The 14,913-nt window shown below is 72.6% G+C and carries 13 protein-coding genes and 1 tRNA gene; 5 read left to right on the top strand and 9 right to left on the bottom strand.

Features of this window, described 5'->3' with window-relative positions; translation table 11 throughout:
- Positions 1 to 16: 16 nt before the first annotated feature.
- From AB0J02_RS19970 to AB0J02_RS19955, 4 genes are read right to left on the bottom strand one after another with little or no spacing between them, the layout of a single operon-like run.
- Positions 17 to 1,045, bottom strand: coding sequence for a membrane dipeptidase (locus AB0J02_RS19970; protein WP_363195026.1), 1,029 nt, complete (start codon positions 1,043 to 1,045; stop codon positions 17 to 19).
- 19 nt (positions 1,046 to 1,064) lie between these two features.
- A complete protein-coding gene (locus AB0J02_RS19965) occupies positions 1,065 to 2,042 on the bottom strand; it encodes an oligopeptide/dipeptide ABC transporter ATP-binding protein (protein ID WP_363195025.1) in 978 nt (325 codons plus the stop codon).
- Positions 2,035 to 3,975, bottom strand: a complete 1,941-nt coding sequence (locus AB0J02_RS19960) for a dipeptide/oligopeptide/nickel ABC transporter permease/ATP-binding protein (protein ID WP_363195024.1) — start codon at positions 3,973 to 3,975, stop codon at positions 2,035 to 2,037. Before AB0J02_RS19960 ends, AB0J02_RS19965 begins: the two co-directional genes overlap by 8 nt.
- A gap of 4 nt (positions 3,976 to 3,979) precedes the next feature.
- A complete protein-coding gene (locus tag AB0J02_RS19955; protein ID WP_363195023.1) occupies positions 3,980 to 4,984 on the bottom strand; it encodes an ABC transporter permease in 1,005 nt (334 codons plus the stop codon).
- Between the two features lie 244 nt (positions 4,985 to 5,228).
- On the opposite strand from AB0J02_RS19955, the gene AB0J02_RS19950 reads away from it, so the two are divergent.
- Positions 5,229 to 6,932 (top strand): carbohydrate binding domain-containing protein, encoded by a 1,704-nt coding sequence (locus tag AB0J02_RS19950; protein ID WP_363195022.1) that lies wholly within the window; start codon positions 5,229 to 5,231, stop codon positions 6,930 to 6,932.
- 138 nt (positions 6,933 to 7,070) lie between these two features.
- Here the strand turns inward: AB0J02_RS19950 and AB0J02_RS19945 are convergent, their stop codons facing one another.
- Complete coding sequence (locus AB0J02_RS19945; RefSeq protein WP_363195021.1) at positions 7,071 to 7,202, bottom strand: hypothetical protein; 132 nt, start codon at positions 7,200 to 7,202, stop codon at positions 7,071 to 7,073.
- Positions 7,203 to 7,600: 398 nt separating this feature from the next.
- Positions 7,601 to 7,685: transfer RNA gene (locus AB0J02_RS19940), tRNA-Leu, on the bottom strand.
- A 194-nt stretch (positions 7,686 to 7,879) separates the two neighbouring features.
- Between AB0J02_RS19940 and AB0J02_RS19935 the strand changes: the two genes are divergently transcribed.
- The 3 genes from AB0J02_RS19935 to AB0J02_RS19925 all read left to right on the top strand — a co-directional run bounded on the left by AB0J02_RS19935 (position 7,880) and on the right by AB0J02_RS19925 (position 10,557).
- Positions 7,880 to 9,205 (top strand): M20/M25/M40 family metallo-hydrolase, encoded by a 1,326-nt coding sequence (locus AB0J02_RS19935; RefSeq protein ID WP_363195020.1) that lies wholly within the window; start codon positions 7,880 to 7,882, stop codon positions 9,203 to 9,205.
- A 161-nt stretch (positions 9,206 to 9,366) separates the two neighbouring features.
- Positions 9,367 to 9,600 (top strand): chaplin, encoded by a 234-nt coding sequence (locus AB0J02_RS19930; protein WP_363195019.1) that lies wholly within the window; start codon positions 9,367 to 9,369, stop codon positions 9,598 to 9,600.
- A 150-nt stretch (positions 9,601 to 9,750) separates the two neighbouring features.
- Positions 9,751 to 10,557, top strand: coding sequence for a chaplin family protein (locus AB0J02_RS19925; protein ID WP_363195018.1), 807 nt, complete (start codon positions 9,751 to 9,753; stop codon positions 10,555 to 10,557).
- A gap of 106 nt (positions 10,558 to 10,663) precedes the next feature.
- Here the strand turns inward: AB0J02_RS19925 and AB0J02_RS19920 are convergent, their stop codons facing one another.
- A complete protein-coding gene (locus AB0J02_RS19920) occupies positions 10,664 to 10,852 on the bottom strand; it encodes a DUF5703 family protein (protein WP_111666225.1) in 189 nt (62 codons plus the stop codon).
- Positions 10,853 to 10,899: 47 nt separating this feature from the next.
- Between AB0J02_RS19920 and AB0J02_RS19915 the strand changes: the two genes are divergently transcribed.
- Positions 10,900 to 11,610 carry a hypothetical protein gene (locus tag AB0J02_RS19915; protein WP_363195017.1) on the top strand — a complete coding sequence of 237 codons (711 nt, stop codon included), beginning with the start codon at positions 10,900 to 10,902 and terminating at the stop codon, positions 11,608 to 11,610.
- Between the two features lie 43 nt (positions 11,611 to 11,653).
- Here AB0J02_RS19915 and AB0J02_RS19910 read toward each other — a convergent pair whose 3' ends face one another.
- On the bottom strand, positions 11,654 to 13,864 hold the full coding sequence (locus tag AB0J02_RS19910; RefSeq protein WP_363195016.1) for a helix-hairpin-helix domain-containing protein: 2,211 nt from the start codon (positions 13,862 to 13,864) through the stop codon (positions 11,654 to 11,656).
- A complete protein-coding gene (locus tag AB0J02_RS19905; RefSeq protein WP_363195015.1) occupies positions 13,861 to 14,844 on the bottom strand; it encodes an aldo/keto reductase in 984 nt (327 codons plus the stop codon). The genes AB0J02_RS19910 and AB0J02_RS19905 overlap by 4 nt, the downstream gene beginning before the upstream one ends.
- Positions 14,845 to 14,913 lie beyond the last annotated feature (69 nt).

The following is a 14,913-nucleotide window of genomic DNA, read 5'->3' as shown; positions in this document are numbered from 1 at the left end:
GTCCCGGAGGGGCCGGTCAGGTGAGAGTGCTGGTGAGCAGGGCGCGTACGTTGCCCCCGAGCACCCGGGCGACATCGTCCGCGGCCCAGCCTCGCCGCAACAGCGCCCCGGTCACCAGGGGGAGTCCCGCGGGCCCTTCGAGGCCTGGCAGGAAACGGTCGGTCGGGACGCCCTCCACCGGGGCGTGCTCGCAGCACGGCGGAGTGGTGTCGGCGAGGACCTCCTTCACGAAGTCCGGTCCGAGACCTACGTGCCGGACGCCCGCGACGGACGCCAGATGTTCGATGTGGTCGACGAGCCGGTCCACGGTGAAGTCGCTCTCGTGCAGGAACGGGGCGAAGAAGTTCACGCACACCACGCCGCCGCCCGCCGCGACGTCCTTCACCTGCGCGTCGCTGAGATTGCGGTGGTGGTCGCGCAGGGCCCGCGCCGACGAGTGCGTGGCGATGACCGGGCGCGTGGCCAGTTCCAGTACGTGCTCCACGCCCGCGGCGCCGAGATGGCTGATGTCGTAGAGCATGCCGAGGCGTTCCATCTCGGCGAGCGCGGCCACCCCGGCGCGGGTGAGCCGGCTCCCGGCGCCGTCCTCGCCGCTGCCGTCGGCCAGCGCCGTCCGCCCGAAGTGGGCGAGCGAGGCGATCCGCACGCCAAGCCGGTGCAGAGTCTCCAGAAGCTCGACGTCCTCGCCGACGCCCGGGGCGCTCTCCAGGGCGAGCACGAGGGCGATCCGGCCGTCGGCGAGCGCGGCCTCGATGCCGCTACCGTCCACGCAGAGCCGCACCGCGTCGGCGTTCCCCTCCGCGATCCGGTGCGCGGCCTCGATCATCCGCAGCGTCCGGCGCAGCGCTCCCTCGGGCCGGTACGCGTCGTCGACGAAGACGGGGAGGACCTGTATGTCGACGCCGCCCGCCCGGAGTTGGGGAAGCCACCGCTCGCGGAAGAACACGGCCCAGCGCTCGACGGGCCGCGCCACCACCGCGCACAGCAGATCGTTGTGGGTGTCGGCGACGACGCTGCGACGGTGCAGCTCGGCTGCGGCGCTCATGCGCGAACTCCGTTCGTTTCTAAGGGAGATGAGAAATCGGATCTACGGGAGATGAGGGCGCGGCGAAATGGCAGGCGGCCCGGTGCGCGCGCCCCGCCGCGCCGTCGGCCGGGTCCGTCGTGACGCACAGCGTCCGCTCGGCGTGCACCAGGGGTCCTCGCGGGCAGCGCGGGTGGTAGCGGCAGCCGGCCGGCGGGCGGTGCGGGTCGCTCGGCTCCACGTCGGCGACTTCGCTCACCGTGTCCTCCAGCAGCGAGGTGTGCCAGGAAGGTGCCGCGGCCACCAGGTCGCGCGTGTACGGGTGTTGCGGGTCGGCGAGAACCTGCTCGGTCGGCCCGGCCTCCACGATGCGGCCGAGGTACATGACGGCGACGAGATCACTGACGTAGCGGACGACGGCGAGGTTGTGCGAGATGAAGAGCATGGAGAGGTCCAGCCGGCGCTGCACGCCACGCAGGAGGTTGAGCACCGCGCCCTGCACGGACACGTCGAGGGCCGAGGTGATCTCGTCGGCGATCACCACTTCGGGCCGTCCCGCCAACGCCCGTGCCAGTGCCACCCGTTGACGCTGCCCGCCGGAGAGGAGGCCGGGCCGCGTCGCCGCCCGGTCCGGGTCGAGGCCGACCAGTTCGAGCAGCCGGGCCACCTCGGTACGCCGGTCGCGGCTGCCCCGCGGCATGGCCTCGCCGATCGACGCGCCGATACTCATCCGCGGGTCGAGCGAGGAGTACGGGTCCTGGAACACCATCTGGAGCGGGCGCCTGCCGCGGCGGGTGCGGCGGCCCACGTCCTCCCCGTCGAGCAGCACCCGGCCCCCGCTGAGCGGCGCGAGCCCCACCGCCGTGCGGGCCAGCGTCGACTTGCCCGACCCCGACTCGCCGACCAGGCCCACCACTTGGCCGGACGGTACGGTGAGGGAGACGCCGTCCACCGCGGTCAGGGCCGAGCGCCCGCTGCCGTAGCGCACCCGCACCTCGTCGAAGGTCAGCTCACTCATGTGCCACCTCCGGCAGCTCCACCACGGACGGGTTCCCGGCGGCGACCACGGCGCCGTCCCGCGGATGCCAGCAGGCGACCCGGTGCGCGTCCCCCGCGGCCGCGAGGGCCGGGTCGGCGCTGTGGCACCGCTCGTCGGCGAACGGGCAGCGCGGCGCGAACGCACAGCCGGACAGCGCCTCGGCGGGCTCCGGGGGCCGGCCGGGGATCACCGCGAGCGGCGCGTCCCGGTCGGTGTCCAGGGCGGGCACGGCGGCGAGCAGCGCCCGCGTGTACGGGTGGCGGGCCGCGGTGAGCAGCCCCGCGGTGGGCAGGTCCTCCACCACCCGGCCCGCGTACATGACGAGGATCCGCCGGCAGGCCCCCGCCACCACGGTGATGTCGTGGCTGATCAGGAGAAGCGCCGTCCCGTCACTCTCGCGCACCCGGGTGAGGAGCCGGAGCACCTGCCGCTGCACGGTCACGTCGAGGGCGGTGGTCGGCTCGTCGGCGACCACGAGACGCGGCTCGACCATCAACCCCATCCCGATCATGGCCCGTTGACGCATGCCGCCGGAGAACTCGTGCGGGTACTGCCGCGCCCGCCGCGCCGCCGCCGGCACCCGCACCGCACGCAGCCGGTCCACGGCCCGCGCGTGCGCCTTGCCGCGCGTCAGCCCCTGGTGCTCCTCGGCGACCTCGGCGAGCTGACGGCCGATCCGCCGGGTCGGGTTGAACGAGGTCATCGGGTCCTGGAACACCATCGCAAGGGACGTGCCGAGCAGCCCCCGCACCTGCCGCGCCGGGGTGTCGAGCAGCGGCGTACCGAGGAAGTCCAGACGGTCCGCCGTGACCACGCCCGGCCGCTCGATCAGCTGTGAGACGGCGAGGGCGGTGAGGCTCTTGCCCGAGCCGGACTCACCGACCACGCCCACCGATTCGCCCGCGCCCACGGCGAAGCTCACGCCGCGCACCGGCGTCGTCCGGCCGCCGGGCCCGCGGCCGTCCGGTCCGGGAAAGGAGACGCGCAGGTTCTCCACGACGAGCACCGGGTCACCGGGTGTGCCACCCGAAGGCGCCGGCGCGGGGACCGGCGCCGGCGGGGGAGTGGACACCACCCGGGTCCGTGCTCCCACCGCCGCGGCCAGGGTCTCCCCGAACAGGTTGAAGGCGAGGCCCACGATCACCACCGCGGCGCCCGGCGCGAGCGCCGCCGCCGGGTTGACGTAGATCTGGTTGAGGCCCTCGCCGAGCAGCCGCCCCCAGTCGTAGTCGGGCGCCTGGACACCGAGCCCGAGGAAGGAGAGCCCGGAGAAGGCGAGCAGCGCCATGCCCGCGCCGACGGTGGCGTTCACGATCAGCGGCTCGGCGATATTGGGCAGGACGTGCCGCACGAGCAGCCGCGCCCGCCCCACCCCCGCCACCCGCGCCGCCGCCACGAAGTCGCGGCCCGACACCGACGCGGCCAGGGTCTGTGCGAGGCGCGCGAAACCCGGCGCCATCGCGAGCCCGATCGCCAGGACCGCGCCCTTCGCGCCGACCCCGAAGACGATCGCGAAGAACAGGGCGAGCAGCAGCCCGGGAAAGGCCACCGCGATCCCCACCGCGGAGGTCACCAGGCGCCCCGCCCACCGGGGCAGCACGCTGGGGGCCGTGCCCAGGACCGTGCCGCTCGCCACCCCGATCAGGGTGGCGAGCACGGCCAGTTCGACCGAGAGCCTGCTCGCCACGAGCACCCGGTGGAGGATGTCGCGGCCCAGGTTGTCGGTGCCCAGCGGATGCGCGCCCGACGGCCCCTGCTGGAGGGCGCCGGTGTCCACGACCGAGGCCCGGTCACCCCAGATCAGCGGCGCGAGGACGGCCAGCGCGAGCACGAGGACGACCAGCGCCGTCGCGCAGCCGCCCACCGGGGTGCGCAGGACGGACAGCCGCCCCGGCGCCTTGCGTACCGGCATCGGATCACGCCTCCCGGATCGCGGAACGGGGGTCGAGCAGGGCGAGCGCCACGTCGACCAGGAGATTCACGGACAGCACGCCGATCCCGTAGACGAGGACGACGCCCTGCACCGCGGGATAGTCCTTCTGCTGGATCGACTGGACGATCGTCGAGCCGAGCCCCGGCCAGGCGAAGACGTTCTCGACGAGGACCGTGCCCGCGACGAGCCCGGTGAGGACGAGCCCGCCGAGCGTCAGCGTCGCGGTCAGCGCGTTGGGCAGCGCGTGCCCCGCGTACACCCGGCGGGCCGGCAGCCGCTTGGCCCGTGCCGTGCGCACGAACTCGGCGCCGAGCACCGACAGCATCTCCACGCGCACCATCCGCGCGAGCACCGCCGCGGGCCCGACCGCGAGGGACAGCACCGGCAGGACGTAACTGCCCGCCCCGCCCCGGCCCGCCACCGGGAACCAGCCCAGCCGCACCGCGAACACGGACACCAGGCCGACCGCGAGCAGGAACTCGGGGATCGCCGCCAGGAACACGCTCGTCGACGTGAACGCCAGCTCCCCGCCGCGCCGCCGCCCGCCCCGCGTGAGCACCGCCATCAGCGCGCCCAGCGGCACCGCGATGACGACGGCGACCACGAACGCGGGCACCGCCAGCTGCACCGTCGCGGGCAGCCGGTCACCGATCAGCTCCGACACCGGGGTGCCGCTCGTCATGGACGTACCGAAGTCCCCGGTGAACAGCGACCCCAAGTAGTGCGCGTACTGCACCGGCAACGGATCGTCCAGACCGAGTGCCGCGCGCCGGGCCCGCACCAGTTCGGCGGGCGCCGTGGTGCCGAGCGCCGCCCGCACCGGGTCGCCCGGCACCAGGTGGATCATCAGGAACGCGGCCGTGAGCAGCACCCACAGCGACACCGCGAACCGCCCGGCGCGGCGCCGCGCGAACGACACCCACGGGCTCGCGAGTACGTCCGTCGGCGCGCTCGGCGCCGTCGGTCTGGCAGCGGCCGGTTCGGTCACGGGCAACGACCTCCGTAGGGCTCCGCGTGGGGACCCGCCGAGTGTCGCGCCGCGCGGGCGGCCGCGTGTTCGTCGCCGCCGACAAGAAGTCGCGCCTCGACTGGTGCCCGGAGACGAACGGATGCATCGGGTTCACTCGCGGACCGTCTTGACAACCGCATTGGTCCATACCAACTTATGAGGGCCACAGGAACGACATGGTTTGCGCACGTCCCCAAGTCCCCTTTGAACACAGGGAGTTCGCGTGTCCCCACACCGAACGCAAGGCCGCACCAGACGCACCGGCAGATCCCGTCTCCTCGCCCTCATCGGCGCCGCCGCCCTCGCACTCGGCGGCGCGGTCGCGCTGCCCGGCACCGCCCAGGCGGCCAACATCCTGACCGACCCCGGCTTCGAGTCGGGCTCGCTCGGCTCCTGGTCCTGCTCCGGCAACCTCGGCTCCGTGGTCTCCACCCCCGTCCACGGCGGCACCAAGGCCCTCGCCGGAGCGGCGAGTTCGAGCGACAACGCCAAATGCAGCCGGACCGTCGCCGTCCAGCCGAACACCGCGTACACCCTCTCCGGCTGGGTGCGCGGCAACTACGTCTACCTCGGCGTCGACGGCGGCGCGTCCACCTGGACCCAGTCCCCGTCCACGTACAGCCAGTTGACGGTGAAGTTCACCACCGGCGCGGCCCAGACCAGCGCCACCCTCTACACCCAGGGCTGGTACGCGCAGGGCACCTACTACGCGGACGACATCAGCCTCGACGGCCCCGGCGGCGGGGGCGGCTCCGACACCCAGGCGCCGACCGCCCCGACGGGCCTCACCTCCACCGGCAAGACGTCCTCCAGCGTCTCCCTCTCCTGGGGCGCGGCGAGCGACAACACCGGTGTCGCCGGCTACGACATCTACTCCGGCGGCAGCAACAAACTCCTCACCGTGTCCGGGACCTCGGCCACCGTCTCCGGTCTGACGCCGTCCACCGCGTACAGCTTCACGGTCAAGGCCCGCGACGCGGCAGGCAACAGCTCGGCCGCGTCCAACGCCGTCTCCGTGACCACCAGCGCGGGCTCCGGCGGCACCGGCTTCAAGCAGGCAGCCCCCTACCTCTACACCGGCTGGGGCGACCCGCCCAGCCCCACCACCGTCATGAACGCCACCGGCGTCAAATGGTTCACCATGGCCTTCATCCTCTCCTCCGGCGGCTGCACCCCGGCCTGGGACGGCCAGCGCCCGCTCACCGGCGGCCAGGACCAGACCGCGATCAACGCCATACGGTCCGCGGGCGGCGACATCGTCCCGTCCATCGGCGGCTGGAGCGGCAACAAGCTCGGCCCCAACTGCTCGACCCCGGAAGCGCTCGCGGGCGCGTACCAGAAGGTCATCGACGCGTACGGCCTCAAGGCGATCGACGTCGACATCGAGAACAGTGACGAGTTCGAGAACACGGTCGTGCAGGACCGCATCCTGAACGCCCTCAAGATCGTCAAGGCGAACAACCCGGGTCTGCGCACCATCCTCACCTTCGGTACGTCGACCACCGGCCCGACGTCCTTCGGCAACCGCCTCATCGAGCAGTCCAAGGCGCTGAACGCGAACATCGACGTCTTCACGATCATGCCGTTCGACTTCGGCGGCGGCAACGACATGTACGGCAACACCGTGAACGCCGCCGAGGGCCTCAAGACCAAACTCAAGTCGGTCTACGGCTGGGACGACGCCACCGCCTACGCCCACCTCGGCATCTCCGGGATGAACGGCCTCAGCGACCAGCAGGAGACCACGACCCCCGCCATCTGGACCCAGATCAAGGACTGGGCCAACAGCAAGCACATCGCCCGTCTCGCCTTCTGGTCGGTCAACCGCGACCGGCCGTGCGCGGGCGGCGGCGTCGCCGAGAACTGCTCCGGCATCAGCCAGGACAACTGGCAGTTCACGAAGATCACGGCCGGCTTCACCGGCTGAGCAACTGCACTACTGGTACGGGGACTTACGCGCGGCAGCCGCGCCGCGCGTAAGTCCCCGTAGAGCCCCGTTCGGTTACGCAACTTTACCGACGGTTCCACTGGGGCTCGCCTCCGACGCGAGGAGCTCCCCGTGCCCTCAGCAGCAGACCCGGTCCTCCTGGCTCTCGACTTCGGTGGCACCAGGACGGCCCTGACCGTCGCCGACCCGCACGGCACCCGGCTGCGCGACCTCACGGTCGGGACCGCCGCCGAACATCACCCACGACATCGCGAGCGCCCGCTACCTCTCCGAGCGCATCGCCGTCATGTACGGCGGCCACGTCGTCGAGACCGGCCCCACCGAGGACGTTCCCGCCCCGCCCCGCCCCGCCACCCGTACACCGGCCTGCTCCCGTCCGCCGTTCCCGACCCGCGTGCGCCCCTCGACATCGACGCGGCCACCGCGAGGCGGGGGAGTGGGCCGCGGCGCCGATCTCCTGCTGACCACGGTGTCCGGGACCCTGTACCGCCTCACCCCGCTGCGCCCCCCCGCGTCGAGGCCGGCACAACGGGTGACGACGCGGTCCTCATCGGCGCCCTCACCACGGCCCTGCGGGCGGCCCGCCCGCTGGTCTTCGAGCGCGGACACAAACAAAAAGACCCCAGATGAACTGGGGTCTTTCGCTGTGTCCGAGGGGGGACTTGAACCCCCACGCCCGATAAAGGGCACTAGCACCTCAAGCTAGCGCGTCTGCCATTCCGCCACCCGGACAAGGTGTCTGCCGCTTGTGCGGGGCGTTCCCCGCGGCGACACGGAGAACATTACCAGGGATTACGAGTGCTCCGATCACGCCTCCCGACCGGCCGCCGGGCCTGTGAACGGCACGTGACGAGGGTGGCCCGGCCTTGGGCGGGGGCGGCGCAAGAGAGAGGATGAGGGGGATCCACAGGGAGAGAGGAACAAGCGTGAGCGAGTCGAGCACGGGCAGGGCCGTCTCCGGACAGGACGAGGTCGTCGACCTCTGCCGTGAACTGATCCAGATCGACACCAGCAACTACGGCGACCACTCGGGCCCGGGCGAACGCAAGGCCGCCGAGTACGTCGCGGAGAAGCTCGCCGAGGTCGGCCTCGAACCGAAGATCTTCGAGTCCCACCCGGGCCGCGCCTCCACGGTCGCCCGCATCGAGGGCGAGGACCGCTCGCGGCCCGCGCTGCTCATCCACGGGCACACCGACGTCGTCCCGGCCAACGCGGCGGACTGGACCCACCACCCCTTCTCCGGCGAGGTCGCCGACGGGTGCGTATGGGGCCGCGGCGCCGTCGACATGAAGGACATGGACGCGATGACCCTCGCGGTCGTCCGCGACCGGCTGCGCACCGGCCGCAAGCCGCCGCGCGACATCGTCCTGGCCTTCCTCGCCGACGAGGAGGCGGGCGGCACGTACGGCGCCCGGCACCTCGTCGACCACCACCCCGACCTGTTCGAGGGGGTCACCGAGGCGATCAGCGAGGTCGGCGGCTTCTCGTTCACCGTGAACGAGCAGCGCCGGCTGTACCTCGTCCAGACCGCCGAGAAGGGCATGCACTGGATGAAGCTCTCCGTGGCCGGCACCGCCGGTCACGGATCGATGATCCACCGGGACAACGCGATCACCGAGCTGTCCGAGGCGGTCGCCCGGCTCGGCCGCCACAAGTTCCCCGTCCGCGTCACGAAGACCACCCGGGCCTTCCTCGACGAGCTCGGTGACGCGCTCGGCACCGAGCTCGACCCCGAGGACATGGAGTCGACGCTGGCCCGGCTCGGCGGCATCGCCAAGCTCATCGGCGCCACGCTGAGCAATACGGCCAACCCCACGCAGCTGGGCGCGGGTTACAAGGTCAACGTCATCCCCGGCGAGGCCACCGCACACGTCGACGGGCGGTTCCTGCCCGGCCACGAGGACGAGTTCCTCGCCGACCTCGACCGCCTCCTCGGCCCCCAGGTCAAGCGCCAGGACGTGCACGCGGACAAGGCCGTCGAGACCACCTTCGACGGGGCGCTCGTCGAGGCCATGAAGTCCTCGATCGTCGCCGAGGACCCGATCGGCAAGGCGATCCCGTACATGCTCTCCGGCGGCACCGACGCCAAGTCCTTCGACGACCTCGGCATCCGCGGCTTCGGCTTCGCGCCGCTGCAGCTGCCGCCCGAGCTGGACTTCGCGGGCATGTTCCACGGCGTCGACGAGCGCGTCCCGGTCGACGGACTCAAGTTCGGTGTCCGGGTGCTCGACCGGTTCATCGACGCGTCCTGAGAACGGTTCGCGTCAACACCATGTGATCGCAACAATCGTCCGTACGTGCGTACTTGCCTGAAAAGAGTGAAAGCGACCATAGGCTCGTAGCCTCATAACTTTCTCCTCGTTACAGGGAGTGCAGTCCGCGGCTGGGACTGCATTGCCAACGAGGAGGAATTATGATCAAGAAGATCGTCGCTGCTGCTGTTGCCACTGGTGGTCTCGTGCTCGCGGGTGCGGGCATCGCCGCCGCCGACGCGGGTGCCCAGGGTGCCGCTGTGGGCTCCCCCGGCGTGCTGTCGGGCAACGTTATCCAGGCGCCCATCCACGTGCCGGTGAACGTTTGCGGCAACACGGTCTCCGTGATCGGGCTGCTGAACCCCGCCTTCGGCAACACCTGCGTCAACAAGTGACGTTGTTGGGCCGCACCCCTTGAGGGTCTGAGTCCGTCGGCCCCGGAGCGCGCGCCATGCGCTCCGGGGCCGACTGGGCATTCGGCGCGGGTGCATACCGGCCCGCGCCCTTCGGTAGTGCTTGGGAAAAGTTCTAAGGCAGGGAAAGCTATGCGACAGGTCACCCGCAAAGGCCTGATCACTGTGGCGGCGGCGAGCGGTGTACTCGCGGTCACCGGCGGCTACGCGCACGCCGACTCCGGCGCGCACGGAAGCGCGTCGAACTCGCCGGGCGTCGCGTCCGGCAACTCGATCCAGGCCCCCGTGCACGTGCCGGTCAACCTGTGCGGCAACACGGTCAACGTCATCGGGCTGCTCAATCCGGCAGCCGGCAACAACTGTGCCAACACCTCGGACGGCCGCGGCAGCGGTTCGCACAAGCCGTCCCACGGCGGATCGAAGGCCGACGGGCACACGAGCGGCTCGCCGGGCGTCGGCTCCGGCAACCACGTGCAGGCCCCGGTCGACGTGCCGGTCAACGCGTGCGGCAACACGGTCTCCGTGGTCGGCCTCGGCAACGCGGTCACCGGCAACGACTGCGCGAACCCCGGCGGCGGCCACACCACCAGGCCGCCCGGCAAGCCGCAGCAGCCGCCGTCGAAGCCGGGCAACCCGGATGACCCGAACAACCCGGGTGACCCCAACAACCCGGGTGACCCGCACAACCCGGGTGACCCCGGAAACCCCGGCACTCCGGACGAGCCGGGCACTCCGTCGACCCGGGGCGGACACTTCGTCGGCCACCTGGGCACGGACACCCCCAACAAGCCGGAGACGCAGAGCGTCAGCCGGTCCGAGGGCAAGTCCCAGCTCGCGATGACCGGCAGCTCGCTGCCGCTCGGCGCGGCCATCCCGGTCGGCGCGGGTGCGCTCCTCGCGGGTGCGGTGCTCTACCGGCGGGCCAGGGCCGCCGCGTGACGGCCTGAGCCGAGCAGGCGGAACGGCAGTACGGCAGGACGAACGGAGCGGGCCCCGCACTGGCGGGGCCCGCTCCGTTTCCGTCGGCCCAGTCGTCAGGTTCAGGTCACCATGTGGCCCGTACCTGACGGATGATCCGCCGGCGCAGCCGCACGCGGCGACTGCCGTCGCGGCGCAGACTCAGTCGGTCCAACTCCCAGTGTCCGTACTCTGCATGGTCCGTCAGCAGACGCGTCGCATCCTTGCGGGAGACCCCGCGCGGCACGTACACGTCGACAAATTCGTATTCCGGCATCGCATCTATTGTGCGGGCAGTGGCCCGGTACGGATAGCGTCTGCACTATGTCTGATGCTGCGCAGCCCACCGCTGCCGAGGTACGCGCCGCCGCCGAGGCGGTCAAGGCTGCGCTCGACCGCCACTTGGCGGCTGTCGAGCGCAGGTCGGGAGAGGACGACCCGGCCGTCTACGAAGCGTTCAACGAGCTCGCCGCCGCGGCCGAGGAGTACGACGAACTCCTCTACGACCGCCACGACGAGGTCACCCCCTTCGAGATCCCCGGCGGCGAGGACTCGCTGCCGCCGTACACCGGTCCCGAGGAGCCGAACGCGCTGAGCGTGCTGATCCGACGCGACTACGCCGTGGTGGAGCCGCAGCGTCTTCTCGCCCAGGCCGGCCGGGTCGCCGACCTCGACGGCGACCCGGACATCGACACCGAGTCCGCGACCGGGGCGGGCAGCAGCGTCCACGCCGCGCTCGGTGTCCTCTTCGGCGAGTTCGAGCCCGACGAGATCGCCTCACGGCACAAGGAGTTCGGCCTGGAGGAGGGCGACTCCACGCTGTGGGTGATGGCCGCGGACGAACAGGCGGAGCCGGGGGAGTGGCTGGAGACCCCGTTCGACCAGGCGGACCCCCAGCGGGTCGTGTGCCGCTTCGACGTCAGCGCGGTCTTCGACGACGACGATGTCGATCCGGACGACGTGGACCCGGACGACGTGGAGGACGTGGAAGGCGTGGAGATCGACGAGGCACTGGAGGACGCCGACCGCCGGTGACGGCCCTGTGGTGCACGCCCCCGGCCGAGGGCGTGCACCTGGATCAGGCGCCGGGCACCTGCGCCCGGACCAGGTTCTGCAAGCGGGTGGTCCGGGGCTTCGCCGGTACCTCCGCGACAGCGCGCGGCAGCGCCGCGTCCGCCCCGTGCACGATCGACAGATGCCGCTCCCCGCGCCCGAACGCGGCGTACACCCAGGGCCGGCTCAGCGCTTGCGTCGCATCGCCGGGCAGCACCACCACGGCGGCCGGCCAGCGCAGCCCCACGGCCTGATGTCCGGTGACCGCCCAGCCGTGCCGCACGGCCCGCTCCACCTGCTCCTTCGGTACGACGACGGGCTCGCCGTCGCACTCCAGGCGCAGCCCCTCCGCGTCGGCGCCGAGCACCCGGCCGGGCCGGACCCGCCCGGGCGTCGGCACGTACACCACGCGGTCACCGGCGTCGAAGCCCCCGAACCGTCCGGGGCCGGGGTTGAGCCGCTCCTTCAGCGCCGCGTTCAGCGCCCGCGTCCCGGCCGCACCACCGTGTCCCGGGGTAATCACCTGGGTCTCCTCGGCCGGCACACCGATGGCCCGCGGCACCGAGTCGGCGACGAGCTGCACCGTGCGGTGGATCGCCTCGGCCGCGTCCCGCACCGGCACGATCACGACTTCCTTGCCCGGCGCCTCCACCTGGTTCAGCTCACCGATGCCGATCCCGGAGACCAGCTCGCCGATCGGCCCGAAGTCCGGGACGCGGGAGGAGACGCGGGGGCAGATCCCCGCCGCCAGGAGATCCGCGAACACCCGCCCGGGGCCCGCCGACCACAAGGTGCCGGGGTCCCCGCCGAGCAGGAGGCCGGTCCCGTCGGCGAGCAGCTCGACGAGGATCGCGGCGTCGTCCACGTCCAGCTGCGGGGCGTCCAGGACGACGAGCAGGTCGACGGCGATCGCCCCGTCGGTGTCCCGGCCGGGCCCCTCCGTCTGCGCGAGCAGTCCCGCGACCGTCGCCGTGGTCTCGGGGGCGCTCTCGGGGAGCTCCGCGCCGAGCTGCCGCGCGGCCCGGCGCCGCCCGTCCGCACTGTGCGCGACGACGCACACCCGAAGGCCGAGCCGGGCGGCGACGGCCGCCGCGGCGACCGGCTCCGCGCGGGCGGCCTCGCCACCGGTGTGCAGGACGAGCCGGTGCGCGCCGACGGCGCGGATCAGCTCGGCCGTCGTGCCCTTCGCGGCGGCCGCCGCGTCCTCCCAGCCCTCGCCGAGCGCGTCCCCGCCGAGCGGGCCGCCCTCCTTGGGGCCGGAGTTGATCAACCGGGCGATGCCGTCGGCGAGGCTCTCCTCGGCGAGTGCCGTCCGCTCCAGTCCGACCAGGACGCGGACCGGCCGCTCGACCTCCGCCTCCTCCTCGCCCTCGGCGGGCTCGGACTCCGGTACGGGCGCGTCGTCGAGGGCGTCCTGGAAGAGCAGCGCGTCCCCCTCCGCGACCGAGCTCTGCACGGCGGCGTCCGGGTCCGGCACGCCGCGCTTGCCGAGCGCCTCGACGAGGACGGGCAGGTCGAGGGCGGTGTGCCCGGCCACGGCCGCCTGTTCGAGCAGCCAGAGTGTGACGGCCCGGCCGCGCCGCTCGTCGTCCGGGGCGCACTCCGCGCCGAGCAGCGCCCGCGCGAACCCGTCGGCCTGCTCCGGTCGGACGCCGGTCAGGCGCAGCAACTGCCAGGGATCCGCGCGGAGTTGCTCGTCCGCGCCCTCGCCCAGGGTTCGGGCGGCCGACGTGGCGAGCGTGTCGGGCGCCCCGCCCTCGACGAGCACGGCCCGCACCGCGCCCACGGTCTCGGTGTCGGGCCCCGCGTCGACGGCGGGCGCGACGGGCTCGGGCCTGCGCGCCGGCTCGGGCACGACGACCCGGCGCGGCCCGCGCTCAGGCTCCGCGAACACGGTGGTGGCGGGCTTCTCCCCGCTCTCCACGGCGCGTACGGCGGCCAGCAGATCGGCGGCTTTCCCGCTCAGCTTCGTCCCGGCTTCGACCGGGCCTGCCTTGGCGGCCTTCCGCTCCGCGATCTTCTCCCGAAGAGCCCGCTGAGCGGCCAGTTCGGCCTCGGCCTCGGACGGTTGCGCGGCCTCTTTCTGCTCGGCCCCTTCGCCCTCGGCCCGTTCGCCTTCGGCGGCAGCCGCGCCGTCCTCGGCCGGCTCCGCGCCCTCTGCGGCGAGCGGCTCGTCCGGCCCGGCGTCGGGGCGTGCCCCGGACTCGTTCTCCGCGGCAGCGGACTCCGTACTCACAACGTGCTCCAGTCCTGATCGGGATAGCGGTGCACGGGCGCCGACACGTCGTCGAGCGCCTGGCAGATCTCGTCAGGAAGACTAAGCGCCTCCACTGACAACGCGGCCGTGAGCTGCCGCGCGTTGCGCGCGCCGACAATCGGCGCGGCCACCCCGGGCCGGTCCCGCACCCACGCGAGAGCGACCTGCAGCGGCGTCACCGCAAGACCGTCCGCCGCTATGGAGACCGCGTCCACGATGTGCCCGGCCGCCTCGTCCAGATACGGCGCGACGAACGGCGCCATGTGGTCGGAGGCGCCCCGCGAGTCCGTGGGCGTGCCCGAGCGGTACTTGCCGGTGAGTACGCCCCGGCCCAGCGGCGAGGACGGCAGCAGTCCGATGCCCAGGTCGAGCGCGGCGGGCAGCACCTCGCGCTCCACACCGCGCTGCAGCAGCGAGTACTCCATCTGCGTACTGGCCAGGCGCGTGCGCACACCCGGCGCCGCGAGCTGCCACGTGCCCGCCTTGGCCAGCTGCCACCCGCAGAAGTTCGAGACGCCCGCGTAGCGAGCGCGGCCGCTGCTGACCGCGATGTCGAGGGCTTGGAGCGTCTCCTCCAGCGGAGTCCCGGGGTCGTAGGCGTGGATCTGCCACAGGTCGACGTAGTCCGTGCCGAGCCGGGCCAGCGAGGCGTCGAGGGCGGAGAGCAGATGGCCGCGCGAGCCGTCGAAGCGCCGGTCCGGGTCGGGCACGCTGCCCGCCTTGGTGGAGATGACCAGATCCCGCCGTGGCACGAGGCCCTCGACGAGCCGCCCCAGCAGGTACTCGGACTCCCCGTCCCCGTACACATCGGCCGTGTCGACGAGGGTGCCGCCCGCTTCCCAGAAGGCTTTCAACAGGTCGGCGGCGTCGTGCTCGTCGGTGTCCCGGCCCCAGGTGAGGGTGCCGAGCCCGATCCGGGACACGCGCAGGCCGGTGCGGCCGAGATGCCTCTGCTCCATGAGCGCTGAGATTACTGGCCGAAGGTCATGATGTGGCCCCCTGTGGATAACTGTGCTTCGGCCCGGGAC

The sequence above is a fragment of the Streptomyces sp. NPDC050264 genome (assembly GCF_040655895.1).
Lineage (GTDB): Bacteria > Actinomycetota > Actinomycetes > Streptomycetales > Streptomycetaceae > Streptomyces.
Note: the sequence above shows the minus strand (reverse complement) of the source record. Positions and strands in the feature narration are given on the sequence as shown.

Excerpts from the sequence above, each read along its gene's own strand:
- AB0J02_RS19945 (WP_363195021.1), bottom strand. The coding sequence starts at position 7,202 with ATGTCGTGGGTGATGTTCGGCGGCGGTCCCGACCGTGAGGTCGCGCAG.
- AB0J02_RS19965 (WP_363195025.1), bottom strand. The coding sequence starts at position 2,042 with ATGAGTGAGCTGACCTTCGACGAGGTGCGGGTGCGCTACGGCAGCGGG.
- AB0J02_RS19915 (WP_363195017.1), top strand. The coding sequence starts at position 10,900 with ATGTCTGATGCTGCGCAGCCCACCGCTGCCGAGGTACGCGCCGCCGCC.
- AB0J02_RS19925 (WP_363195018.1), top strand. The coding sequence starts at position 9,751 with ATGCGACAGGTCACCCGCAAAGGCCTGATCACTGTGGCGGCGGCGAGC.
- AB0J02_RS19930 (WP_363195019.1), top strand. The coding sequence starts at position 9,367 with ATGATCAAGAAGATCGTCGCTGCTGCTGTTGCCACTGGTGGTCTCGTG.
- AB0J02_RS19960 (WP_363195024.1), bottom strand. The coding sequence starts at position 3,975 with ATGCCGGTACGCAAGGCGCCGGGGCGGCTGTCCGTCCTGCGCACCCCG.
- AB0J02_RS19920 (WP_111666225.1), bottom strand. The coding sequence starts at position 10,852 with ATGCCGGAATACGAATTTGTCGACGTGTACGTGCCGCGCGGGGTCTCC.
- AB0J02_RS19970 (WP_363195026.1), bottom strand. The coding sequence starts at position 1,045 with ATGAGCGCCGCAGCCGAGCTGCACCGTCGCAGCGTCGTCGCCGACACC.
- AB0J02_RS19905 (WP_363195015.1), bottom strand. The coding sequence starts at position 14,844 with ATGGAGCAGAGGCATCTCGGCCGCACCGGCCTGCGCGTGTCCCGGATC.